Source organism: Enterobacter cloacae complex sp. ECC445, from assembly GCF_021892025.1.
Classification (GTDB): domain Bacteria; phylum Pseudomonadota; class Gammaproteobacteria; order Enterobacterales; family Enterobacteriaceae; genus Enterobacter; species Enterobacter chengduensis.
Genome location: NZ_JAKLRZ010000002.1, coordinates 306,922 through 329,268 on the forward strand (window position 1 = coordinate 306,922; position 22,347 = coordinate 329,268).

Genomic DNA, 22,347 nt, shown 5'->3' on the forward strand with positions numbered 1-22,347 from the left:
CTCCCTACGCGCGGTAATGCAGTTCTGCCTGTCGGCGCAGGTATTCCAGACCGGGCGCGATGGCCATCGCCCAGGCGGTCAGGATCTCATCGTCGCAGAGCGGATCGCGCAGGCTCACCGCGTTGAGCATGGCTTCTCGCCACAGGGCAAAAAAGCGCGGGGGAAGATGAAGACCGTCATCGCTTTGCTCCCGCGCCAGGCGCTCAAGAAAATCAGGGACGATCAGGGCGCCGTCTACCGCCAGCATGGCAAAGAAGCTTTTAAACAGGGTCTGCTGACCTTCCCGTTCCGGCAGGCGAGAAAAATGCGCTTCAGTTTCGGGCGACATATGGACGAAGGCGTCATAGAACGTCTGAAAAAACGCGGTTTTTTCATTATCAGGAAAGACGCGGTTCAGGCTGGATTCAAACAGATCGCGATAGAACTTCACGGCCTCCTCCTTATGGTGCTTTCGCCCGGCAGACAGTGCCCGATGGGCGTGTATTCCTCTGCCAGGCGGCGTGAAAAGTAGCTCTCTTTCTTCGCGCGACGGACGTCAAACAGAGGCCCGGCGTTGTGTTTAAAGAAAAGAGCTTCCAGAACCGTGGCGTTGGTGGACAGGGTTAACGCAGCGTTGGTATCGCCCGTGGCTTCAAGGCGGCCTTCGTACCAGCCTTTCTGCGGGTCGTTAAGATGCTTTGTCACCGACATCAGCACGTCGGTGTACGGGGTGTCCCATAGCGCCCAGAGGGCAAAAACCGCCTTGGTCGATACCTGCGAGAAACGGGTGTAGTCCCGGCCATCGTCGCCGACCGCGTTCCAGGCATAGCCATTTCCCCAGACGGCATCCTGAATATGCCAGGGTGCCTGTGAGAGCGTGAAATCAGCCCTTGCCGTCAGGATTTTATCGGTCTCCCAGCGGGTCTTCTGGCTCAGCCAGACGTTTTCGGCCTGCTTGCGCAGCCGCTTTTGCAGGTCGGCCCCCACGCCGTCGGGCTCCCAGCCAAACTCCAGGCCCGGCAGCATATAGGGAAGGGTGGTAATCAAAGAGGGCTGCCACGTGGTGCGCGGATCCCGCGCGTCCACGGCCAGACGTCGCTGGGCGATGATGACGTGGCGCGCCGGGGGCGTGAACGCCTTATCGGGAGAAAACCCCCACAGCTGGAACCCCGTCGCGGCATATTCGCTCTCGCCCAGACGCAGCTCTTCCCGTACAACCGGCTGGCCGTTTTGCAGGGACGATGACCACAGTTCGCCCTCGCTGTCGATGACCGGGCAGAAATTCCAGCGCAGGATAATTTTATCCAGGTATTCGCTGTACTGCGGCTCCCGCTCCGCGGTGAGGCGCAGGGCGAGCATCAGGCGCGCCATGTCGCGCGCGGACCAGCCAGTATGGGCAGGGGTGCCGCTAAAGTCGACCGACGCCCCCGTCTGGCTGGAATAGAGTCGGCCCGGCGTCTTGGCATCGGTCAGCATCAGGCGGTTAAGGGTGCCCATGATACGGGTTAAGCGAGCGTCATACTCGGCGTCATCAATCAGCCCCAGCTCTTTTGCCGCCAGCAGGGCGATAAGCGTATCGCCCATTTGCCAGAGCGTGACGCGGGGCTGTTTGTCGCTTCCGTTGACCAGCCCGGTTTGCGGCTGGGTATTATTGGCGAAATAGCGCCAGGCGGTAGCCGCCCACGCCTGCTCTTCCGGCGTCAGGGCTGAGATACGCGCGCTGGAATGCCAGCCGCCGTTGATGAGCCAGCGCCAGCCTGCTCCCTGATGGCCAAACAGAGCAAAGACGGTCGCGCCTGCGAGGAGTAATCCCGCGAGCCCTCTGGCTATGGTTTTAAGCATTGCGCGGTCACCGGAGGCAGTTTAACGGGCTCGTCCGCGCTGCATGACGCGCACTGACAGGCCTGACAGGCGGGTTGGGTGCGCTGCGTGACGCCGGTTCGGTCGCACCAGCTTTTTACCGACGGCGTGCTGCTCAGGAACGGGCGGTTGCGCTGTGCGTTGTTCTCTTCAAACTGATCGAGCAGCTTTTGATCCCACAAAGACGGGGCAAAATCCTTGCTCTTCGGGTTGTCGGTGTTGAAGGCCAGCAGTTTTCCCTCTTTTTTGAACAGCAGGGCCTCCAGCATGATGCCGTTATTGTTCGCCGTGAACTCTTTGATCGGGCCGTCACCGTTTTCATACAGCCCTTCGTAGTAGCCTTTTCCCTCTTCGTTGGCATTCTCAATGGTATTCAGCAGGCGGTCGGTATAAGGGGAGTTCCACAGCACCCACATGCCCAGCGCCGCCTTCAGCGATATCGCGGCAGCGTTAGGAACAAACTGGCCCTTATCGGTAATGGTGTTCCAGTTGTATCCGTCGCTGAAGACGGTGTCATATACGAAGTACGGGGCTTTATCGAGCTGGTGCTCGGAGCGCGCGGTGAGAACACCGGTAATGGTATAGCGGTTCTCCTGCGCCTGATAAACGCGGTCGGCAAAGTTTTTCATCCACGTCAGAGAGTAGTCGCGCGGGGCGTTGTCCCGGTCGGTCGGCTTATCAAAGCCAAACTCCAGCCCGTAGAGCAGGTAGGATTCCGTCACCACGTAGTTATGCTGCGACGTGTTGCGCGGATCGCGCGTATCGTACGGGACCAGCACGCAGTAGATTTCGGCCAGCTCGTAAGGCTGCGGACGGCTGGCTTTACAGGTATTAAACCCCCACAGCTGGAAACCGGCCGCGCCGTACTCTTCATAGCCCAGCCGACCTTCCTGAACATATTTCGGCTGGCCGTTCTCCAGATAGGCCCCATACAGCGTGCCGCAGGGGTCGATCGCATGGCTGAAATCCCAGCCGAGCACCACGTTATCCACGCTGTTGCCATACTCCGGATAGCGCTCTTTGATGATTTTCAGCCAGACCAGCATCCTCCCGATGTCCAGCGCCGAGAAGCCAATTTCGCCGGGCTTGTTGGTGTAGTCCACCTTCTGGCCGCTGATGGTGTTATAGGCCTTGTTGGGCAGCTCGTTGCGGAACAGTACCAAGGTGTTTAACGTGGCGAGAAATTTCAGCATCCGGCGATCGAATTCCGCTTTATCAATGATCCCCAGCTCGCGCGCCGCCGTCAGGGCGGCCAGATAGGAGGCACTGTCCCACATGGTGGTGGAGGGATATTTATTGACCGCATTCACCAGGCCCGTCGTGGGCTGATAGTTGGCAACGAAATACTGCCAGGCGTTTTTCGCGATGGTCATCTCTCGGGCCGTCAGCTCGCCGCTGCGCGGGGAGTAACCTGATGCAGGGAGCTCGGTATCCGCACGCACGGTCGATAAGGCCAGCCAGCAGATCGTTATTCCCGTGAGCAGGTGGAAAAGGATCGGGGATCGTGGCTTCATGGCGTTGCTCCTGCTGAGGGGGAAGTGTAGAGGCAGGCCAGACAGAGCATCTGACCATGCGCGATGTAAGACAAACTTTCCAGCACGATGGCATTGGTATCGGCGTCCACGACGGCGTTGACGCTGTTGTTGAGATTTAACCCGCGCTGCCAGCCCTTACCCGGCACCTGAAGGGCCAGAACCTGCTGGCGCAGCGCTTCGCTCCAGCTGTTGCGGAACAGGGCATACCAGGCAAACGCGGTGCGGGTGGAGGTAATCGCCACTTTCTCCGGCACCTCGTCGCGCAGGTTGCGCGCCTGAACCGGCTGCCTGTTCGGCAGATCGTTGACGTAATCCGGCGCCGGTTCGGCATAATCCGTGCTGACCGGCGGTTTTGGGGTACGCAGGCTATGGCGCCGCTGCTGGATCTGCATAATTCGCCATGCAATTTCAGCGCTCTTCGCATCAAAGCCCAGCTCAAGGCCGGTTAACAGATAGGGGAGACTGATGAGGGAGGTTTGCTTTCCCCAGGGCGTGCGTAGCCCTTCATCGGGCACCATCACGCCGTCCAGATCGATCATCTTTTGCCCTTCCGGCGGATTGGTGACCGCAAGGCCCGCCGCGCTGTCAATCAGGCGCAGCGTATGGCTGGCGTAGAGGCGGTAGCCAAAGCTGTCCCGCTGTTCGTCAGCGGTCAGCGCCCAGTGGTGGAGCGGCACGGCCGCCTGGCTTTGGTCGTTATTTTCTATCAGCGCGCCGATGTTCCAGAGGCTAATCAGATCGTGGATAGCCGCCGCGTGCTGAGGATAGCGCCATAGCAGGGTCTGAAGCGCCGTCAGCAGGCGGCTCAGCCCGATTGCCGAGGCGTCGGGTTTCCCGAGGATCTTCAGGGTATCCGCATGGTAATACGCGGCGGGAAGGCTCTGCTCGTTGAGCGGCAGTTGCCCGAGCGTGAACAGGGCGGTGCCGATCCTCTCGTCGAATTCATCGGCGGAAATAATGTTGAGCTGCTCTGCAGCAGCGGTCGCAAACAGGTAGCTACCCACGCTCCAGAGGCTCAGCCAGGGCTCGCCGTCGCTGGCGTTCGCCAGGCCGTTCGGCTGGGTATTATTCACGTAGTATTGCCAGGCGACCCGCGCCCAGATGGCTTCGTCATAGGTCAGCGCGCGCTTCGCGGGCAGCGGCGGGAAGTCTTTACTGAGCGCGATGCCGCCGCTGCTTTCCACGCGGGTGGGCATCTGTTTTTCAACCCAGACCACCACGGCAAAGCCGAGCAGAAACCCGAGCAAAATGGTGAGGTAACTGCGCGCGGGCAGCAGGGCATCACGTATCCTCATGGGGTGACCTCGTCCTCTTCAGCGGGCGTCCACATGGCCGCAAAAATCAGGGGAAGCATGGCGGCGATGTTCACCCCACCCCAGAAAATATTGATGACGTAGCCGGAAGGATCGTCCACCTGACCGCGCGCTACCTGAATCCCTCCCCAGATAAGCCCTGCGAGGGTGAGCACCACGATGGCAATCTGCGGCTTCACCAGGTAGAGAAAACGGCCCGTCTGCCGCTCTTTTGGCGTGACGTGAAATTTGATCTGCTCGCCCCGCAGCACCGTATCGAGCGCGCGCAGGTTCATGGAAAAGAAGGAGAGGTAAGAGGCTCTGCCGTCCCAGGCCGAAATCCCCCAGGTCCCGAACATAAAGGCCAGCTCCGAGACGATAAAAAACGGCAGAAAATGGAGATAGAACGGCGTCGACCAGGCGGAGACCGGCGGAATGCCGGTGAACAGATAGATAATGGGCGAGATCAAAAATACCGTGTTCCACACGCAGGCCATATAGGACCAGAAGGTGGTGGCATACATCAGCGTCTGGGGAAGCGAAAGCCTGAAGCGGCTACGGCTGAAGATATTGTCATGGAACAAAATATCCAGCGAACCGGCGGCATACTTAAAGCGCTGGATCATCCAGGTCAGCATATCCTGCGGCGAGAGCATCTTCGACTCAACGCGCGGATGCATGACCGAGCGCCAGCGCCGGGCGGCGTCACCGTGCAGCAGCACCGAGGTGTAGATATCTTCGGAGACGTGGAATTTGTAGGGGGTGAGCTCGGTGTCAAACGCCACGTGCGGGCGCATCGCCTCCTGCAGCGCTTCGCGCGTTTCGTCATCGCGGATGTCGCGGGTATGGCGATGGATCTCCTCTTCGACGGACCAGACGTAGCTGCGCAGCGCGGCCTGCATGACCGCCTCGCGACGGTGGATGGACGCCGCGCCGCAGCAGAATGCCGCGTTGGCCCAGTTGCGCCGCCGCAGGATCACGTCATAGAACATGCGCGGATCGTTAAAAAACGGGTCGCGGCCAACGGTGACCGGTCCGACAAATTTCTGAATCAGCCAGCCCAGGCCGTAGCCCACTTTTCCGGCTTTTCGCTGCCCCCAGCGCGACAGATTTTCCCCTTCCGGAAGGTCGAAAAACCACTGCGGCGTCTGCACCCAGGCGACATCCGGATCGCGAAAATAGCCCAGCGTATGGCTGAGCAGGGTGGGAAACACGCGGGTATCGGCGTCGCAGATCACAATAAAATCGCCGTCGGTTTGCTCAAGGCCGTTGCGCAGGTTGCCCGCCTTAAAGCCGATGTTGGTCTGACGGCTGATATAGTTAACGCCTTCCTCTTCACAAACGGCTTTCATCTCCGGTCGGCGACCGTCGTCAAGCACGTGGATGCGATAGTCAATCGGGAACGGGTATTCCATCTTCAGGGCGTCGCGAATGGACAGCCTGACCAGCTCGGTGTCTTCCGAATAGGTGGCAATGAACAGATCCACCTTAACGGGACGGGGCTCTACGGCCTCGTCAGGTGCCAGGCATTCGTTAATCTCGCCAGGCGGCGGGCTCTGGGGAGGATCCTGTTCTTTCCACAAGTTGATGGTAAACAGCACGGTGCCTATCCAGGCCAGGGTTTCGGCGAGGACCAGCGGTATGGCATACCATAGCGCGTCGGTATTCAGGGAAGCGGTCCAGCGCCAGTAAATATAATTTGCGCCCAGAATAAGCGCCGCGACCGCCAGCACCTGCCAGGTCATCATGACCCAGCGCGGTGTTTTTAACGGTTCCGGAGGTCGACGTTGTTCAAAACGTGAAAAATAAAAATCCATAGTTCCGGCGTTCCTGATTCCGTGAAAAATGCAGACCCATTCTGCGGCGCAGGCAGTGGCCCGAAAGTAAAATTTAGCGACTAAACAAGATTTAAGGTAAGTGTAGAACGCCGAATAAAAGTGTCCAGCGACGTTTATTGCTGTTATTTAGTAGGAGTTAATTAATTTTAAATTCAGCTTAATTGTTTTCTTCTGCCTGCGATAAATTGCGGATACTATTCCTTTAGGCTATCTACTTTATTTATAACGTCGTTTTCTTTTTCCAGGTAAAGGACATCCTATGAGCCATGTTGCGCCGTCGATAGCGCAAGAAGATGAAGTTAAATCAATATCATGGCGTTACTCCGTTGCGGGCGCTCGGGACCTGAGAATCGACTTTATGCGCGGCATTGCCCTCGTCATGATGGTGGTGGCGCATACCGAGGTGATGTCAATATTTAATATATTCTCCTGGGAGCGTTTTGGGTTAACAACCGGTGCAGAGGGTTTTGTCATACTTTCCGGTTTTATGCTGGGCATGCTGAATCGCGCGCGCCTGCAAAAAGCGGTATTGCTCACGGTCTCCTGGGGGCTATATCGCAGAGCCTGGAAAATATATCGCGTAAATATCATTATCATAGTGTCGTTTATTTTGCTGAGCTATGTGCCGCATATTAATCTTTTCGAGGTCACCCACTTTACCGATCGCTTTTCGGGTGAAAGCTGGTCGCTTTATCCGGTTACGCCGCAAATAAAGGAGACCTGGTTCAACATTATTCTCTATTTGCAGATTGGCCCGCATCAGACGCAAATTCTGGGGCTGTATATCTTTTTGCTGTTATTCAGCCCCCTGTTTTTGGGGATGCTGCAGAAGGGTAAAGTCTGGTGGCTGCTGGGGCTGTCGCTGCTGGCGTACGGCCTGTGGCAGCAGTGGCCGGTGCGGCTCACGCCGTCGGAGTTCGAATTCGCCTTTCCGCTGCTGGCATGGCAGTTCATCTTCGTGCTGGGCATGGCCAGCGGCTGGTATAAAGCCGAACTGATCTCTTTCGCCCGCACTCCGCCAGGAAAAGCCGTGGTAGCTGCGCTGGTGATAGTGGCGCTCGGTCTGGCGTTTGTTGCCCAGAACCATACCAACCCGTTTATGCCGCCCGCGCTGCTGCTTCACGTCATTTCGCCTGACAGCTTCAATGCGTTTTATCACACCTGGGCGGCAAAAAATGAGCTGGGCCCGGTGCGGGTGCTGAACGATATCGCCCTGATGGTCACCGTCTATCTGGTGCTGACGTATTGCTGGGTGCCGCTCAATCGTCTGCTGGGCTGGTTTCTGATCCCGCTTGGCCAGCACTCGCTTTATACCTTTATTCTGCATGTGTACGTCGTGCTGCTGATGAGCCAGTTCATCACCTTCGACTTATGGCGTCATGCCTGGATAGAAAATACGCTAGTGCATGCGGCGGCGCTGGGCATGTTGTGGCTGATGGCAAGATACAACGTTGCCGCACGCTGGATACCTAACTAAGGATGGCGGCTATGCGCGAAAAATGGCTTCTGGCGGGCGTCCTGCTCGCCGCGATACCCGCGGCGGATGCGGCAGACACGCTGCGCGATCGGAACGGCGAACCGGTTCAGGCTGGGGTCTTTACCAGCCGCTGGGGGCGGCTGTTCTCGGGGAATGAAAAGCAATTTTCTGGTGCCCTGAGCTTTAGTTCAGGGCTGAAAGAGCAGCTGGTGAGCGTGCCTAACAGCTCGGACGGCGCCGCGCAGAAGAACACGCTCAACCAGACGCTCAATCTTAGCCTGCAGTATTCCCCCTACAGCTTCTGGTTTGCCAACATAACCTCTCGCTTGCCGATCAGAGATACCAACCGCTACACCGCGGACTTTCGCTACAGTTTCGGCTATGACGACTGGCATGCCAATACGGTGAGCCTGGTTTACGGCAACTACGGCGAAAACCACTTCTGGACGTCGGGCAGCCGGAGACACACCTACTTCGAACAGGGCGCGTTCACGCTGGCCTATAAGTTTTCCTTGCCCAAGCCGGTTGAAAACACGCTCCTGATTAATAAAGGGGATTCCATCATTTGCCAGGTCGGATACAGCTGGGTTCCGCGCTACTACGATCTCAGCAGCGATGACATCCGCAAAAATAAAAACGTTATGCTCGGCGGCTGCGGCTATACCTTCAAACAACATTTCTTCGTTCGCGCAACGGCGTTCTGGTTCCCGGACAGCAGCCAGCAGCAGCCCTGGAACGGCGATTACAGCTACAGCTTTGGCTACGCGGGCTACACGCCGGGATCGTTTTCCATCCAGTATGCGAACTATGCGGGGACGCGCTACCCGGGTCATGGCAGCGGGAATGCAAAATTCAGGGAAGGGACCGTGAGCCTCATCTGGTTCTTACCCATCTAGGAGGGATACATGTCGGCGCTGCACGTATTAATCGTTGAAGATTCTTTGATTTATCGTCGCTTACTCTCTCGAATGCTTATCCAGTGGGGCTACACCGTGAGCGAAGCGGAAAATGGCGTCGCCGCGCTGGAGATATTGTCCAGCCAGCCCGTCAGCATGGTAATCAGCGACTGGGAAATGCCTGAAATGGACGGCCTTGCCCTCTGCAAGGCGATCCGTAGTCGGGAATGGGGTCACTACGTGTACGTCATTCTGCTGACGGCGCGTGAGAATTCGGGCGATTTGGCGCGGGGGTTTGACGCCGGAGCCGATGAATTTTTAAATAAGCCCGTCGAGCAGGACGAGCTGCGGGCGCGACTGCACGCCGGGGTACGCATTCTCACGCTGGAGGCGACCCTTGCGGCGCACAACAAGCGTCTGAGTGAAGCGTTACGCCAGATTGAAAAGGATCTTGAGCTGGCGGCGCGCGTTCAGCACTCGGTGCTGCCTTCGCACCGCTTACGCTTCGGCGACTATTTTTCCGACTGGCTTTTTTTACCCTCAGCGTGGGTCGCGGGTGATGTTTTCAATATTTTTGCTCTTGACTCGCATCTGGGGTTTTACTGCGTGGATGTGTCCGGCCACGGCGTGGGGGCGGCGATGATGTCCCTGGCGGTGGCGCGTCAGTTCCTGCACGGCAGAGTGGTGGATCGTTTTTTGTTTACCGAAGAGGGGGGGATTCAGTCGCCTGCCGAGGTCGTCAGAATACTGAACAGCCGCTTCTGCAGCGAAGAGAGCGACATTACCAGCTATTTCACCATCATCTACGGGGTGATCGATCCAGCCAGCGGTCAGGGGGTGTTGTGCCAGGCCGGCCATCCTACCCCCCTTATTGTGAACGCGGCGCGTGCCGTCACGTCCGTGGGCGATGGCGGACCGCCGGTCGGGCTGATCCCGGACCTGAGCTGGGACGACGTCACGTTTACCCTCAATCCAGGGGAACGCTTATGCATATTCAGCGACGGTATCACGGAGTGCGAGAACGTCGGGGGAGAGCAGTTTGGCCCGCAGCGTCTTGAACGCTGGCTTCAGCAACATGCCCGGCTGCCGCTTGATGAACTTCTGCCGCGGTTCGGTAATCACCTGACCGGCTGGCGCAACGCGAATCGTGATGAACCGACCGCCTTAACCGATGACGTTTCACTGTTAGTGATCGAGCGTCAGGGAGAACAAAATGATTGTTAATACTGAAAGGCTACCGCACGTCAACATTCTTACGCCCGCGATCCGGCGGCTGGACGCCTCTGTTGCCGCCGCGTTTAAGGCCTCTGTAGCTGAAGAGATTGGCAGCGATCGTAAAGCCTTAATCGTCGACTTTAGCAAAGTGGATTTCATCGACAGCAGCGGGCTGGGTATGCTGGTATCGTTGTTTAAGCTGATGAACGGCAAAGGCGAAATGGCGCTGTGCGCCCTGAACCCGGGGATCATGAATATGTTCACCCTGACCCGAATGGATCGCATATTCCGCATCTACCCGGATAAAAGCAGCGCGCTTGCGCAGCTGGGGCCGTAGATGCCGAGGCTGGATCGTGCTGAATTTCCGGCGGCGATCGATTCCCTGACGCCGCTTGCCACCTGGCTGGGAGAGCGGCTGGGCGCGCTTGCCGTAGACGACGAGTGGCGTTTCGCCTTCGATCTCGCCGTCTGTGAAACGGCGACGAATATCATCCGCTACGCGCTGCACGAGGATAGCTCGCGCCTCTTTAGCGTACGTTTCGACATTCGCGGCAACGATGCCTGCGTTATTTTTACCGACGCGGGTGACGCCTTCCCGCTGGAGCGGCTTGAGGCCGCCAGGCGAGACCGTTTCTGTGAAATGTCGCCGCTGCTGGAGAGCGGCAGGGGGCTGATGCTCATTTTGCTGAGCGTCGATCGTTTCACCGTGGAACGCGTGGCGGGGGAAAATATTGCCACGCTTGAGAAGAAAATCAGCGTATGACCCGCAGGCCATACGCGCGTGATTTTATTTTGTGTTGTCGGCAAACAGCTCCGGCGCCCACGGTGTCGGGTCCACCTCCATAAACGGGGCGCGCTCGAAGCGGTCCTTCAGCGCCCACGGCACCGTGCAATCGAAGATGGTCTTGCAGGAGATGCCGTTGCCGCGAATCGAGTTGCTGTAGTCCGGCGACTGGGACGGATCGAGCTGGTGGCCGCGGATCCCCGGAAGATTGGTGATGCTGACATCGCCCTGCATGCGGGTGGTCATCGCCCACAGGATGTCGTCGCTGTCGAAAATATCCACGTCTTCGTCGACAAGAATGATGTTCTTCAGCTCCGAATAGGTGGCTAAGGCAATCAGCGCCGCCTGGCCCTGACGCCCTTCATCTGACGGCTGGCGCTTTTTCACCTGCAATATCCCGAGAAACTTGCCGCCGCCCGCGGTATGGGCGTAGACGTTTTGCAGGAAGCCCGGGATCGCCTCCTCAACGGCGTTGCGGATGCTGGCCTCGGTCGGCAAGCCGGCCAGGGTGGTATGTTCTTCCCCCGGTCCCACCAGCGTTTGCAGGATCGCGCGGTGTCGCATGGTCACGGCTTTCACCTTGATCACCGGCAGAGACGGGTTCGCCTCGCCGCAGTAGCCCGGGAACTCCGGCATCGCGTGGCCGGTATTGGTGTGCTGATCTTCTCTTACGCGCACGTTAGGGAGCAGTTCACCTTCGATAATGATTTCGGCGCGCGCGATCGCTTTCTCTTTAACCGCCACGCCCTGTACCAGCTCGACCGGCTGCTGGCGCAGCGCCCCGGCGACGCCCAGCTCGTTGTAGCCAAACGGCGTAGTGGGGGCCTCGAAGCACGCGCCGATATAGATGGCAGGATCGAGCCCCATGTTGATCGTCACCGGCAGCGGTTTTCCGGCCGCTTCCGCTTTTTTGCGGAAGACTTCGATATGGCGACCGGCGGCAAGGAACATGGAAAGCTCGTCGCGCTCCTGAACGCAGAGGCGGTGTATGGTGACGTCCGTCAGCGAGCTGTCCTCCGGGTCGCTTGCCAGCACCAGCCCCAGGCAGAAGAACGGGCCTGCATCAATCGGCGTGTTGGTCGGTGCCGGAAGCAGCTTGCGCAGGTCGAAGTCAGGATCGTCAGCGTAGAAAACCTGCTCCTGGCAGGGCGCCTGCGAGGCCGGAACCACCACCGGCGCTACCGGCTTTTTCACCGCCTGGCCGACGTGTTTTGCCAGTTCAGAGGGCTCGCAGCCTAACAGGAGCGCCGCGCGCTCGCGGCTGGCGTGCATGCCCACCAGAATGCGCGAGTCCGGATAGCCCTTCACGCTGTTGAACATCATGGCCGGGCCGATGCGGGTCGGGCGTTTGACCGTACCGCCCGCGCCGATGTGGCGGTAAACCCCCGCCAGCTCTGCATTAGGATCGACCGGATGATGGGTTTCAAGATATTGCCCTTCGTGACGCTGCAGTAAGGCGATGGCGCTGCGGAGATCGTTAATCTTATGTTCCATATTTTCCTCCCACGGTTGAATGCCTCCATTTTTATGGCAAAGACCGATAGCATCAATTGCATCATTACTGCTAAATTGATAAGTAAATTCATATCAAAAAGGAGGCGTCGCGTGCAGTTTCGTCAGATGCGCCACTTCATCGTCGTGGCCGAAGAGCTCCACATGCACCGGGCCGCCGAGCGCCTGAACATGGCGCAACCGGCGCTGAGCCAGCAGGTAAAGGCCCTGGAAGAACGTTTAGGCGTCACGCTTTTCAGCCGGGCCAACCGCCGCCTGACCCTGACGCCCGCGGGCGAAGCGTTTCTGGTGAAAGCCAGGCTCGCCATCTCGTTAACCGAGCAGGCGGTGCTGGACGCCAGGCAAACGGCAAGGGGCGAGCAGGGGGTGTTAAACCTGGGGTGCGTATCGAGCGCGATGTTCGACGGCAGGTTGCCCGCCGTATTGCGCCAGATGCATACGCGCTGGCCGGCCATTACCATGTCGCTGATGACCGGAAACGTGCAAATGCTCTACGCCGCCGTGCAGAGCAACCAGCTGGACGTGGCCATCATCCGCGCGCCGCTGCCGTCGCTGCCGGAGGATCTGCAAAGCCGCCCGTTCACCCGCGAGAAAACGGTGCTGGCGCTGTATCGTCAGCACCCTCTGGCCGGGTCCGCCGCGCTGACGCTGTCGTCGGTGAAAGATGAAAAATGGATCTCCCTGCGCGATCCGGAAGGCATGGGGCTGGAGCAGTATTTCTACGACGCCTGCAGCGGGGCGGGATTTCAGCCTGACGTGGTGCAGAATGCGACCGACGTGCCCACGGTGATAAGCCTGGTGTCGGCAGGGTTTGGCCTGGCGCTGCTGCCCGCCTCGGCAAAGGCGGTGAGCGTCGAGAATGTCGTTTACGTGGACATCCTCGACCGGCTTCGGGAAAGCGAGCTGACGCTGATTTGCCACCGGATTATTCGCTCAGAAGTGCTTAAAAAATTTCTGACTACCCTCGATCGCGCCTGACGCCGCCATCCGCTTATTTCGCGCTGCTGGCGTCCCGGTTGGTATAGGTGACGGGGACCCAGGCGTAGCCGCCGTTTTCGCCTTTGGTGACATAGCCGATACCCGGGAACGGCAGATGGGGCGCGGCAATCAGGTCTCTGTTTTTCACAAAGTCCGCAAACGCCCGTTCGCGCACGCCCGCCGCTTTGTTCTGATCTTCATCGTAGGTGATGGTTACGTCGGGCTGCGGGAACTGGACCGCCGCGGCGTGAATGATGTCGCCGACGAAGGTGATCTTCTCGCCCTTGCTTGTGAGCGTGTAGAAGGCTGAACCCGGCGTATGGCCGGGATGAACCGTGCCGGTCAGCCCCGGGAGGATCTCAGCCGTGCCGCTAAACGGCACCACTTTGCCGGCGTCCAGATAGGGCTTTAAGGTCTTCTGCGCGACGTCAAAGTAGTTCTTGCCGTAGCCGGTTTTCTTTTGATTGTCGTCGTTAAAGAAAAAGTCGACGTCGGGTTTGCCAACGAATACGCGCGCGTTGCTGAACACCACCTTGCCGTCTTTTACCAGACCGCCCGCGTGATCGGAGTGTGCGTGGGTCAGCAGGACTTCAGTAATGTCCTCGGGCTTAATCCCCTGCGTGGCGAGGCTTTCAACCAGGCGTCCGCCCGCATCAGGACCGAAGAGCTGGCCTGAACCGGTATCCACCAGAATGTTGTGTCCGGGCATCGCAATCAGAAAGGCGTTGATCGAGACCTCGGCCGGGTTGGTCTGGAAATTCTTCGCGAGCAGCGCATCGATGTTTTGCGGCGTTGTCCGGCGCAGCAGCTTGTGCAGGTCCTGCGCGACGGTCCCGTCCGTAAACGAGGTGACCATGACGTCACCGACCTGAACGCGGTATCCGCCCGCCGGTTGTTTCACGACGTGCTGCGGCGTTTCAGCCGACGCCTGCAGCGCGGGGTAAATAAGCAGTGAGCTGGAAATCAGCGTGGACAGAGCAAGTTTTTTTACGGTAAGCATACGAGTCTCCTTTGAACGTGCTCATCTTACTGTTCCGTAAAAGTATAAGAACCTGCCCAGAAATGATAGGACCTGTAAACACGCTGAATAGCTCAACGCGACAGCCGGGCGGCGGTGAAGCCTGGCCCGGCCCGTAAGGCGTTATTTTTTCAGCGGTGCGTTCCAGCCGTCCGGCGTGGCTTTAGACCAGGCGCCATACGCGGCGTTAGGCAGCACAATCCAGTCGTTGCCGAAGTGTTCCGCGCTGGCTTCAACCAGCTCGCGCTGCTGCTCGCTCGGCTTTTTGTTTTTAAACTGCACGGCGAAATCCGGCAGGCTGTCGCCAAACAGCATCACGATCTGCTGCTTTTTGAGAATACTCTGACGACGCTCTTCCTTGCTGACCGTATCCAGCAGGACGCTCTCGTCGGATACCTGCGGCAGGCCGAGGGCGTTTAGCGTCTTCAGCGTGTCGGCTTTATTCTCCTGCATACGATCCGAGACATAGTAGATCCGCACCTTGCTTTGATTCACATGGTCAAGAAACGCCTTCGCGCCCGGGATGAGGCCGGGTTTTCCCTGTTTTTCCCAGTCGCTCCAGGTATCCCATTTTGTATAGTCGTGACACTGCTCCACGTCGCGCACCAGCAGCGGGGTGTTATCCAGCACCGTCTCATCCAGGTCCATCACCACGGCGTAATTTTCAGGCGTTTTCAGCTCCTTTAACTTTTCGTTGAAACGCTCGGTGGCAAACCGATACGTCTGCAGCTGAAGCGCCATGATTTCCGCCGATTTCTGCTGATAGCGCAGCGCCATTTCGTACGCTTTAGGTTCACACAGGCCGCTCTCGGCGGCCGTCGCCGCTGCCGCTGCACTCAAAACCGGTAATGCCAGCAGTAATGCCTTAGCCATTGAATTCACACTTCTTTCCTCAACACCGTGGATAAAATCCCGAAAGCGTAATGAAGTTCAGTGACAGAAATATGAAGGCCGCGTCGCTACACCAGCATGTAATACCAGAACAGGGCGACTTCGTCTTTTTCCGGCAGGGCGTTGTACAGATAACGGTCGTAGCCGCCCAGGGTGAATCCGTAGCGACGGTAAAACAGGCAGGCCGGGACGTTCACATTTTGGGTTTCCAGCCGCAGTCCCGGCGCGTTTACGCTTCTGGCCCACACGTGTGCGGCGGCCATCAGTTTTTGCGCGGCGCCGGTTCTGCGCTTCGTGCGCTCCACGGCAATATAATCTACCGAGATAAATTTATTCCAGCCGATCGAGGCGGTAATAAATCCCGCTATTTCACCGTCATCCGTTTCGGCGACAAGAAATATGGCGTCCGGATTAACGCAGTGATTTTCAAGGGTTTGAATGTCAAGCTCGTAGATTTTTATCCAGGGTTCGGCGACGGATTCGATATGCAAATCACAGTGGATAAAGGGCTCTCGCGCAATGTGGTTAACGGTGAAAGAAAAGTCATAGCATTCAAGACGTGCGAGGTCGGTATTTAATCCTTTTCGAATCTGCATAAATTTCCCTGTAGTGAGTTAATTCATAAAGAATAGACGAAGCGGTTAAGTTCGCCGGGCTAACACACTTTTAATCCTGAACTAAGCTTGTACTTCGTTCCGCGTAAAACGTGGGTCATTCGAGGACAATGAATGGAATTCAGGACATTTCAAAAGCGGTGGGGCGCTGAGTTTATTTCCGATGACGTTGTACGTTTTCGCGTCTGGGCAGAAGGACAGGAAGAACTTACGCTACGTCTGAACAGCGCCGACGTGCCGATGACGGCAGCGGGCAACGGCTGGTTTCAGGCAGACGTATCCGGCGTTACGCACGGCACAGAGTATCAGCTGGTCCTGAAGAACGGCATGGCGATACCCGACCCGGCATCGCGCGCGCAAAAGGGGGACGTTAACGGCCCCTCTATCGTGATCGATCCCCGCCGTTACCCGCCGGTCAACCGGGACTGGGCGGGGCGCCCCTGGGAAGAGACGGTCATTTACGAGCTGCATATCGGCACCTTTACTCCGGAGGGCACCTTCCGGGCGGCCATAGAAAAACTGCCTTATCTGGCAGAACTGGGCATTACCCAGATCGAGGTCATGCCCGTCTCCCAGTTTGGCGGTTCCCGCGGCTGGGGCTACGACGGCGTGCTGCTGTATGCTCCGCACGCTGCCTACGGCACGCCGGAGGATTTCCACGCGTTGATCGACGCCGCGCACGGGCTGGGGCTTTCCGTGGTGCTGGATATCGTGCTCAACCACTTTGGGCCGGAAGGAAACTACCTGCCGCTGCTGTCGCCCGCGTTTTTCGACGCGGAGCGGATGACGCCCTGGGGCAACGGCATTGCCTACGAGCGCGAGCCGGTGAGGCAGTACATCACCGACGCGCCGCTCTACTGGCTGACGGAATACCGCCTGGACGGCTTGCGCTTTGATGCCATCGACCAGATTAAAGACGGCTCGGAGACGCATATTCTCGAAGAGATTGCCACCCGCATCCGCGAGGCTATTCCTCACCGACACGTTCACCTGACCACGGAAGACAGCCGCAACGTGATTTTCCTGCATCCCCGTGATGCGCATGGCAACGCGCCGCTGTTCACCGGCGAGTGGAATGATGACTTTCACAACGCCGCGCACGTTTTTGCCACCGGCGAGACGCACGCCTACTACCAGGATTTTGCCTTCGAGCCGGAGAAAAAGTTTGCCCGGGCGCTGGCGGAAGGGTTTGTCTACCAGGGCGAGGTCTCTTTGCAAACCGGCGAATCCCGCGGGGTGGCGTGCCGCACGCAGCCCCCCCAGTTCTTCGTCGACTTTATTCAAAACCACGATCAGATTGGGAACCGCGCCCAGGGCGAGCGGCTTATCACCCTCGCGGGTGCCGACAGGACGCGGGTGCTGCTGGCCGCGCTGCTGCTTTCCCCCCATATCCCGCTGCTGTTTATGGGCGAGGAGTACGGTGAAACGCACCCGTTCCTGTTCTTCACCGACTTTCACGGCGAACTGGCCAGGGCGGTGCGGGAAGGGCGCGCGAAGGAGTTTACCGGCCACGCCGGTCACGATGAAACCGTCCCGGATCCGAACGACGTGAACACGTTTAGCCGCTCAAAGATTGACTGGAATAAAATTGCCACCGACGAGGGTAAAACGTGGCTGCGCTACACGCGCCACCTGCTGACGCTGCGCCATCGCTATATCGTGCCGCTTCTCCATCCTGGCGGCCACGTGGAGGGCAAGGTGATTCAGACCGCGCCCGGCATGGTGGCGGTGAGCTGGCGCTTCCCGTCGGGGACGCTCTCTCTGGCGCTCAATATCGGCATCAAGCCCGTCGCGCTGCCCGCTCTTCCGGGGGAGACGCGTTTCGCCTCGCATGAGGTCACTGACGTTTTACCTCCGAACGGTATTGTCGTTCGCTTTGCTGATGGAGAAGCATCGTTATGATCCCTTTCGCCACGTACCGTATTCAGTTCCGTAACGGCATGACCTTTGACCGCGCTGCGGCGCTGGTGCCGTATCTGAAGGATCTCGGTATCAGTCATCTCTACGCGTCGCCCGTGTTTACCGCCACGGCAGGTTCCACTCACGGCTATGACGTGACCAACCCGAATGAAATCGACCCCGCTATCGGCGGACGAGAGGGTTTCGACCGCATGGCCACGGCGCTTAAGCAGGCCGGTATGGGGCTGATTCTGGACATTGTCCCGAACCACATGTCCACCTCGCTGGAAAACCCCTGGTGGCGGGACGTAATTGAGTACGGACAGCAGAGCCGCTATTTTCGCTATTTCGACATCGACGGGTCGCGCCCGCTGACGCTGCCGTTCCTCGGCGACACCTTTGAGGCGGAGCTGGAGAAGGGAGCCATTACGCTAAAACGTGACCCTGTCACTAAAAAGGCCGCGCTGGTTTACTATGATGCCGAGTATCCGCTCAACCCCGGGACGTACAGCGAGTATAAAAGCATTGCCGAGCTGCACGAGGCCCAAAGCTGGCGGCTGATGTCCTGGCGGGAAGCGCCAAAGCAGCTCTCGTGGCGGCGCTTCTTCGAGATCACCGGGCTGGTGGGCGTTCGGGTTGAAGATGACGCGGTTTTTGACGATACGCACCGCCTGATCCTTGAGCTGGTCCGCGCGGGCGCGGTGGACGGCCTGCGCATCGACCATGTTGACGGCCTGGCGGATCCGCTGGGCTATCTGCAGCATCTGCGGGAGAAAACCGGACCCGACTGCTATATCACGGTCGAAAAGATCCTCGCCAAAGGGGAGCAGCTCCCCGCCGGGTGGCCGATTTCCGGGACCACCGGCTACGAGTTTATCGCCTCGCTGGCGGAAGTGCTGGTCGACGACGCGAACCTGCCGCGCCTGGAGGCCGTTCACGACGAGACGCTGGGCGTCACGGTCGATCGCCACGCCGAACTGCGCGATGCCAAAGGCCTGATGGTCGATCGCAACTTTGAAGGCGAGTTCACCACGCTGCTGAACCTTGCCGACGATCTGGCCCGCCGCAATGAGGTTGCGCTGCCGCGCGACGATATCCGCCACGCGCTGCGCGAGCTGCTTATCGCCTTTCCGGTGTACCGCACCTACGGCACCCGGGAGGGATTAACCCCGCCGGACGTGGCGCTGCTTAGCCGCGTGGTCGCCGGCGTGGAAACCTCCGAAGCGGCGCTGAGCCTGATCGTGCGCATTCTTACCGGCGACCTGCCGGAAGCGTGCCGCGAGTCCGCCGCGCTGTTCAGAACCCGCTTCCAGCAGCTGACCGGGCCGCTGATGGCGAAGTCCGTTGAAGACACGCTGTTCTTTCGCCACAACCTCGAGCTGGCGCTCAATGAAGTGGGCGCCGACCCGACCCCGCGCGCGTTTTCATTATCCCGCTTTCATCAGGAGATGCGCATTCGTCTGGCCCGTCAGCCCGATGCGCTGCTGGGCACCTCCACGCACGATACCAAGCGCGGGGAAGACGCTCGGGCGCGCCTCTACGCCCTGACGGAAGCCCCGGAACGGTGGGGCGAAAATCTTGCCCGCTGGCGGCAGATGAACCAGACCCAGGTGCGTTTTCTCAATGACGGTACCGCGCCGAACGCCGCCGATACCTGGATGATCTACCAGGCGCTGGCGGGCGTCTGGCCCGCCACGCTGTCGCCGGACGACGCCGACGGGCTGAAATCGCTTGCCGAGCGTTTTATCGGCTTCCTCGAAAAAGCCCTGCGCGAGGCGAAACAGCGCACCGACTGGATCGACAGCAACGAGAGCTATGAGAGCGTGGTGCTGAGCTACGCGCGGCACCTGCTTTCGCCCGACAATAGCCTGTTCCTGCACGACTTCAGCGAGGCGATGCAGCCCTTCATTCGCGCCGGGCTGATGAACAGCCTGAGCCAGACGACGATCAAGCTGACGGCCCCCGGCGTGCCGGATATCTACCAGGGCAGCGAGGCGCTTAACTTCAGCCTGGTCGACCCGGACAACCGACGCGAGCCGGACTTCGACGCGCTGGTACAAAACCTCAGCGCGGCGGATGCCGGGGTGTTTGACAGCCCGGCATGCTGGCGAGACGGAAGCGTCAAACAGTTTGTTACCGCCACGCTCCTGCGGCTTCGGCCGCACTACGACGCGCTGTTCCGCTACGGCGACTGGCTGCCGCTTAAGGTCACCGGCGATCGCGAGGAGAATCTGATTGTCTATGCGCGCGTTAAGGACGACGAGGCGCTGATCGTTGCCGTGTCGCGTCTGGTTTTTGACGTTACCGACAATCATCAGCTGTGGGTCAATACCACGGTCGCGTTACCCGACGAACTGGCCGGAAAACGCTATCGGGATCTGTTCAGCGGCGAAAGCCGCATGCTGCAAAAGACGCTGGATTTAACGTCAGAAAAGGGATCTGTACTGGTTCTGCTTACCTGCGAATAATCGTGGAGAACGACAATGGCAAAGGATACTACGTTTGAAATTCGGGCCGGTGATGGCCAGCAGCTGGGGGCTAATTATGACGGGAAGGGGGTCAACTTCGCGCTGTTCTCCGCCCACGCCGAGCGGGTGGAGCTCTGTCTGTTTGACCCGTCCGGGAAAACGGAAATCGCCCGGCTGACGCTTCCGGAATATACCCACGAGGTCTGGCACGGCTACGTACCCGATCTGAAGCCCGGTGCGCTTTACGGCTATCGCGTCCACGGCCCTTACGACCCGGAGAACGGTCACCGCTTCAACCCGCATAAGCTGCTTATCGATCCCTACGCCCGGGAACTGGTGGGCGATATTGACTGGAACGACGCCCATTTTGGCTATGAGCTGGGGCACGACGAATTAGATTTGAGCTTTGATACGCGGGACAGCGCGCCGTTCACGCCGAAATGCAGGGTCATCGACCCGAACGCCTTTGACTGGCAGGACGGCAGCCGACCGAACGTGCCCTGGCCGCATACCGTTGTTTATGAGAGCCACGTAAAAGGGTTTACACAGATGAACCCGGCCATTCCGCCCGAGCTGCGGGGGACGTTTGAAGGGATGGGGCACAAAGCCTCGGTCGACTACATCAAAAGCCTGGGCATCACCTCGGTGGAGCTGCTGCCGGTGCACTGGTTTCCGGACGACCAGCACCTGCTCGACCGCGGACTGAAGAACTTTTGGGGCTATAACACCCTCGGTTTTTTTGCTCCGGCGTCGCGCTACTGCGGCCCGGCGGGGATCCAGGGCTTTCGCGATATGGTGCGCGCGTACCATGATGCGGGCATCGAGGTGATTCTGGACGTGGTGTATAACCACACGGCGGAGGGGAACGAGCTTGGCCCCACGCTCTCGTTTAAGGGGATCGATAACTACAGCTACTACCGCACGCTGCCCGACCAGCACCGGTATTACATCAACGACACCGGGACGGGCAACACGGTGAATACCTCGCACCCGCGCGTGCTGCAGATGGTGATGGACTCCCTGCGCTACTGGGCGGAATCCATGCACATAGACGGTTTTCGTTTTGATCTCGGGACCATTCTGGGCCGCGAGCCGGAAGGGTTTGACCCGCGCGGCGGTTTCTTCGACGCCGTGACTCAGGATCCGGTCCTGTCCCGGCTGAAGCTGATCGGTGAACCCTGGGATATTGGTCCCGGCGGGTATCAGGTCGGCGGTTTTCCGCCGGGCTGGGGAGAATGGAACGACAAATATCGCGATACCGTTCGCGAATACTGGAAGGGCGATAACGTCTCCACGGACTTTGCCGCGCGGCTGCTCGGCTCTGGCGATCTGTACGATCTGCGCGGGCGTCGCCCGTGGGCCAGCGTCAACTTCATCACCGCCCATGACGGCTTTACGCTGAATGACCTGGTGTCGTACAACGAAAAGCATAACGCCGACAACGGCGAGGACAATAACGACGGGCACAACGATAACCGTTCGTACAACTACGGCGAGGAGGGGCCGACGGAAAACCCGGATATTATTGCTACCCGCGAACGGCAAAAGCGCAATTTCCTGACCACGCTGCTGTTCTCCCACGGCACGCCGATGCTGCTGGCGGGGGACGAGTTTGGCCGCACGCAGAAGGGCAACAACAACGGCTACTGTCAGGACAGTGAGATCTCGTGGATCGACTGGAAGGGGCTGTCCGAAAACGACGCCGCGCTGCGCGACTTTACCCGACGGCTGATTGCGCTTCGCGCGCAGCAGCCGCTGCTGCGCCGTGAGAGCTGGCGCGACGGGCTGGAGATCCGCTGGTTCAATGCCGGAGGCGGCCCGCAGAAGGCGGAGCAGTGGGATGAAGGCTCAACGCTCGGGGTCTCCATCAGCAGGCCGGATCTCCGGCAGGAGGAGGGCATCTGGCACGACGTGCTGATGCTGTTCAACCCGTTTGAAGGCACCGTGCCGTTCCAGATCCCGCAGTTTGGTGAAGGGGGATGGGTGCTGGAGCTCTCTACGGCGAACGACGCTGCCGCCGGGACAGCGATCGCCGATGCCGTAGAATATGACCTGGCCGGGCGCAGTATTACCCTGTTCAGGCGTCCTTAA

General features: G+C 59.1%; 18 protein-coding genes. 9 read left to right on the forward strand and 9 right to left on the reverse strand.

Annotated features, from left to right (window positions below; genetic code table 11):
- Positions 1-4: 4 nt before the first annotated feature.
- Genes L6R44_RS02935 through L6R44_RS02955 form a run of 5 tightly spaced genes read right to left on the reverse strand, consistent with a single transcriptional unit; the run spans position 5 to position 6,483 of the window.
- Positions 5-430 carry a hypothetical protein gene (locus L6R44_RS02935; RefSeq protein ID WP_032640641.1) on the reverse strand — a complete coding sequence of 142 codons (426 nt, stop codon included), beginning with the start codon at positions 428-430 and terminating at the stop codon, positions 5-7.
- Positions 427-1,821 carry a DUF3131 domain-containing protein gene (locus tag L6R44_RS02940; protein ID WP_237423195.1) on the reverse strand — a complete coding sequence of 465 codons (1,395 nt, stop codon included), beginning with the start codon at positions 1,819-1,821 and terminating at the stop codon, positions 427-429. The genes L6R44_RS02935 and L6R44_RS02940 overlap by 4 nt, the downstream gene beginning before the upstream one ends.
- Positions 1,806-3,353, reverse strand: a complete 1,548-nt coding sequence (locus L6R44_RS02945; protein WP_237423196.1) for a DUF3131 domain-containing protein — start codon at positions 3,351-3,353, stop codon at positions 1,806-1,808. Before L6R44_RS02945 ends, L6R44_RS02940 begins: the two co-directional genes overlap by 16 nt.
- On the reverse strand, positions 3,350-4,669 hold the full coding sequence (locus L6R44_RS02950) for a DUF3131 domain-containing protein (protein ID WP_237423197.1): 1,320 nt from the start codon (positions 4,667-4,669) through the stop codon (positions 3,350-3,352). Before L6R44_RS02950 ends, L6R44_RS02945 begins: the two co-directional genes overlap by 4 nt.
- Positions 4,666-6,483: a glycosyltransferase family 2 protein gene (locus L6R44_RS02955; protein ID WP_237423198.1), complete on the reverse strand. Its 1,818-nt coding sequence runs from the start codon at positions 6,481-6,483 to the stop codon at positions 4,666-4,668. Before L6R44_RS02955 ends, L6R44_RS02950 begins: the two co-directional genes overlap by 4 nt.
- A 280-nt stretch (positions 6,484-6,763) precedes the next feature.
- Here L6R44_RS02955 and opgC point away from each other — a divergent pair, with 280 nt between their 5' ends.
- Genes opgC through L6R44_RS02980 form a run of 5 tightly spaced genes read left to right on the forward strand, consistent with a single transcriptional unit; the run spans position 6,764 to position 10,855 of the window.
- On the forward strand, positions 6,764-7,981 hold the full coding sequence (gene opgC, locus L6R44_RS02960; RefSeq protein ID WP_237423199.1) for an OpgC domain-containing protein: 1,218 nt from the start codon (positions 6,764-6,766) through the stop codon (positions 7,979-7,981).
- 11 nt (positions 7,982-7,992) lie between these two features.
- Entirely contained in the window at positions 7,993-8,877 is an 885-nt protein-coding gene (locus tag L6R44_RS02965; protein ID WP_237423200.1) for a hypothetical protein, read from the forward strand.
- 9 nt (positions 8,878-8,886) lie between these two features.
- Positions 8,887-10,101: a PP2C family protein-serine/threonine phosphatase gene (locus L6R44_RS02970; RefSeq protein WP_237423201.1), complete on the forward strand. Its 1,215-nt coding sequence runs from the start codon at positions 8,887-8,889 to the stop codon at positions 10,099-10,101.
- Positions 10,091-10,429, forward strand: coding sequence for an STAS domain-containing protein (locus L6R44_RS02975; protein WP_077064018.1), 339 nt, complete (start codon positions 10,091-10,093; stop codon positions 10,427-10,429). The genes L6R44_RS02970 and L6R44_RS02975 overlap by 11 nt, the downstream gene beginning before the upstream one ends.
- Positions 10,430-10,855: an ATP-binding protein gene (locus L6R44_RS02980; RefSeq protein WP_237423202.1), complete on the forward strand. Its 426-nt coding sequence runs from the start codon at positions 10,430-10,432 to the stop codon at positions 10,853-10,855. It begins immediately after the preceding gene.
- A 24-nt stretch (positions 10,856-10,879) separates the two neighbouring features.
- Here the strand turns inward: L6R44_RS02980 and L6R44_RS02985 are convergent, their stop codons facing one another.
- Complete coding sequence (locus tag L6R44_RS02985; RefSeq protein WP_237423203.1) at positions 10,880-12,370, reverse strand: UbiD family decarboxylase; 1,491 nt, start codon at positions 12,368-12,370, stop codon at positions 10,880-10,882.
- A gap of 111 nt (positions 12,371-12,481) precedes the next feature.
- On the opposite strand from L6R44_RS02985, the gene L6R44_RS02990 reads away from it, so the two are divergent.
- The gene (locus L6R44_RS02990; RefSeq protein ID WP_237423204.1) at positions 12,482-13,366 is read left to right on the forward strand and encodes a LysR substrate-binding domain-containing protein; all 885 of its coding nucleotides are present in this window, start codon (positions 12,482-12,484) and stop codon (positions 13,364-13,366) included.
- Positions 13,367-13,379: 13 nt separating this feature from the next.
- Here L6R44_RS02990 and L6R44_RS02995 read toward each other — a convergent pair whose 3' ends face one another.
- From L6R44_RS02995 to L6R44_RS03005, 3 genes are all read right to left on the reverse strand, one after another.
- Positions 13,380-14,366: an MBL fold metallo-hydrolase gene (locus tag L6R44_RS02995; RefSeq protein WP_237423205.1), complete on the reverse strand. Its 987-nt coding sequence runs from the start codon at positions 14,364-14,366 to the stop codon at positions 13,380-13,382.
- 141 nt (positions 14,367-14,507) lie between these two features.
- On the reverse strand, positions 14,508-15,257 hold the full coding sequence (locus tag L6R44_RS03000; RefSeq protein ID WP_272930017.1) for a 5'-nucleotidase, lipoprotein e(P4) family: 750 nt from the start codon (positions 15,255-15,257) through the stop codon (positions 14,508-14,510).
- 86 nt (positions 15,258-15,343) lie between these two features.
- On the reverse strand, positions 15,344-15,871 hold the full coding sequence (locus L6R44_RS03005) for a GNAT family N-acetyltransferase (protein WP_237423207.1): 528 nt from the start codon (positions 15,869-15,871) through the stop codon (positions 15,344-15,346).
- A 132-nt stretch (positions 15,872-16,003) separates the two neighbouring features.
- Here L6R44_RS03005 and treZ point away from each other — a divergent pair, with 132 nt between their 5' ends.
- From treZ to glgX, 3 genes are read left to right on the forward strand one after another with little or no spacing between them, the layout of a single operon-like run.
- Positions 16,004-17,791 carry a malto-oligosyltrehalose trehalohydrolase gene (gene treZ / locus L6R44_RS03010; RefSeq protein ID WP_237423208.1) on the forward strand — a complete coding sequence of 596 codons (1,788 nt, stop codon included), beginning with the start codon at positions 16,004-16,006 and terminating at the stop codon, positions 17,789-17,791.
- Positions 17,788-20,256, forward strand: coding sequence for a malto-oligosyltrehalose synthase (treY, locus tag L6R44_RS03015; protein ID WP_237423209.1), 2,469 nt, complete (start codon positions 17,788-17,790; stop codon positions 20,254-20,256). Before treZ ends, treY begins: the two co-directional genes overlap by 4 nt.
- Positions 20,257-20,271: 15 nt before the next feature.
- A complete protein-coding gene (glgX, locus tag L6R44_RS03020; RefSeq protein WP_237423210.1) occupies positions 20,272-22,347 on the forward strand; it encodes a glycogen debranching protein GlgX in 2,076 nt (691 codons plus the stop codon).

What these genes read in the sequence shown, in the direction of transcription:
- L6R44_RS02945 (WP_237423196.1), bottom strand. Translation starts at nt 3,353, where the DNA reads ATGAAGCCACGATCCCCGATCCTTTTCCACCTGCTCACGGGAATAACG.
- glgX (WP_237423210.1), top strand. Translation starts at nt 20,272, where the DNA reads ATGGCAAAGGATACTACGTTTGAAATTCGGGCCGGTGATGGCCAGCAG.
- L6R44_RS02965 (WP_237423200.1), top strand. Translation starts at nt 7,993, where the DNA reads ATGCGCGAAAAATGGCTTCTGGCGGGCGTCCTGCTCGCCGCGATACCC.
- L6R44_RS02970 (WP_237423201.1), top strand. Translation starts at nt 8,887, where the DNA reads ATGTCGGCGCTGCACGTATTAATCGTTGAAGATTCTTTGATTTATCGT.
- L6R44_RS03000 (WP_272930017.1), bottom strand. Translation starts at nt 15,257, where the DNA reads ATGGCTAAGGCATTACTGCTGGCATTACCGGTTTTGAGTGCAGCGGCA.
- L6R44_RS02950 (WP_237423197.1), bottom strand. Translation starts at nt 4,669, where the DNA reads ATGAGGATACGTGATGCCCTGCTGCCCGCGCGCAGTTACCTCACCATT.
- L6R44_RS03005 (WP_237423207.1), bottom strand. Translation starts at nt 15,871, where the DNA reads ATGCAGATTCGAAAAGGATTAAATACCGACCTCGCACGTCTTGAATGC.
- opgC (WP_237423199.1), top strand. Translation starts at nt 6,764, where the DNA reads ATGAGCCATGTTGCGCCGTCGATAGCGCAAGAAGATGAAGTTAAATCA.
- treZ (WP_237423208.1), top strand. Translation starts at nt 16,004, where the DNA reads ATGGAATTCAGGACATTTCAAAAGCGGTGGGGCGCTGAGTTTATTTCC.
- L6R44_RS02940 (WP_237423195.1), bottom strand. Translation starts at nt 1,821, where the DNA reads ATGCTTAAAACCATAGCCAGAGGGCTCGCGGGATTACTCCTCGCAGGC.
- L6R44_RS02955 (WP_237423198.1), bottom strand. Translation starts at nt 6,483, where the DNA reads ATGGATTTTTATTTTTCACGTTTTGAACAACGTCGACCTCCGGAACCG.
- L6R44_RS02995 (WP_237423205.1), bottom strand. Translation starts at nt 14,366, where the DNA reads ATGCTTACCGTAAAAAAACTTGCTCTGTCCACGCTGATTTCCAGCTCA.
- L6R44_RS02985 (WP_237423203.1), bottom strand. Translation starts at nt 12,370, where the DNA reads ATGGAACATAAGATTAACGATCTCCGCAGCGCCATCGCCTTACTGCAG.
- treY (WP_237423209.1), top strand. Translation starts at nt 17,788, where the DNA reads ATGATCCCTTTCGCCACGTACCGTATTCAGTTCCGTAACGGCATGACC.
- L6R44_RS02980 (WP_237423202.1), top strand. Translation starts at nt 10,430, where the DNA reads ATGCCGAGGCTGGATCGTGCTGAATTTCCGGCGGCGATCGATTCCCTG.
- L6R44_RS02975 (WP_077064018.1), top strand. Translation starts at nt 10,091, where the DNA reads ATGATTGTTAATACTGAAAGGCTACCGCACGTCAACATTCTTACGCCC.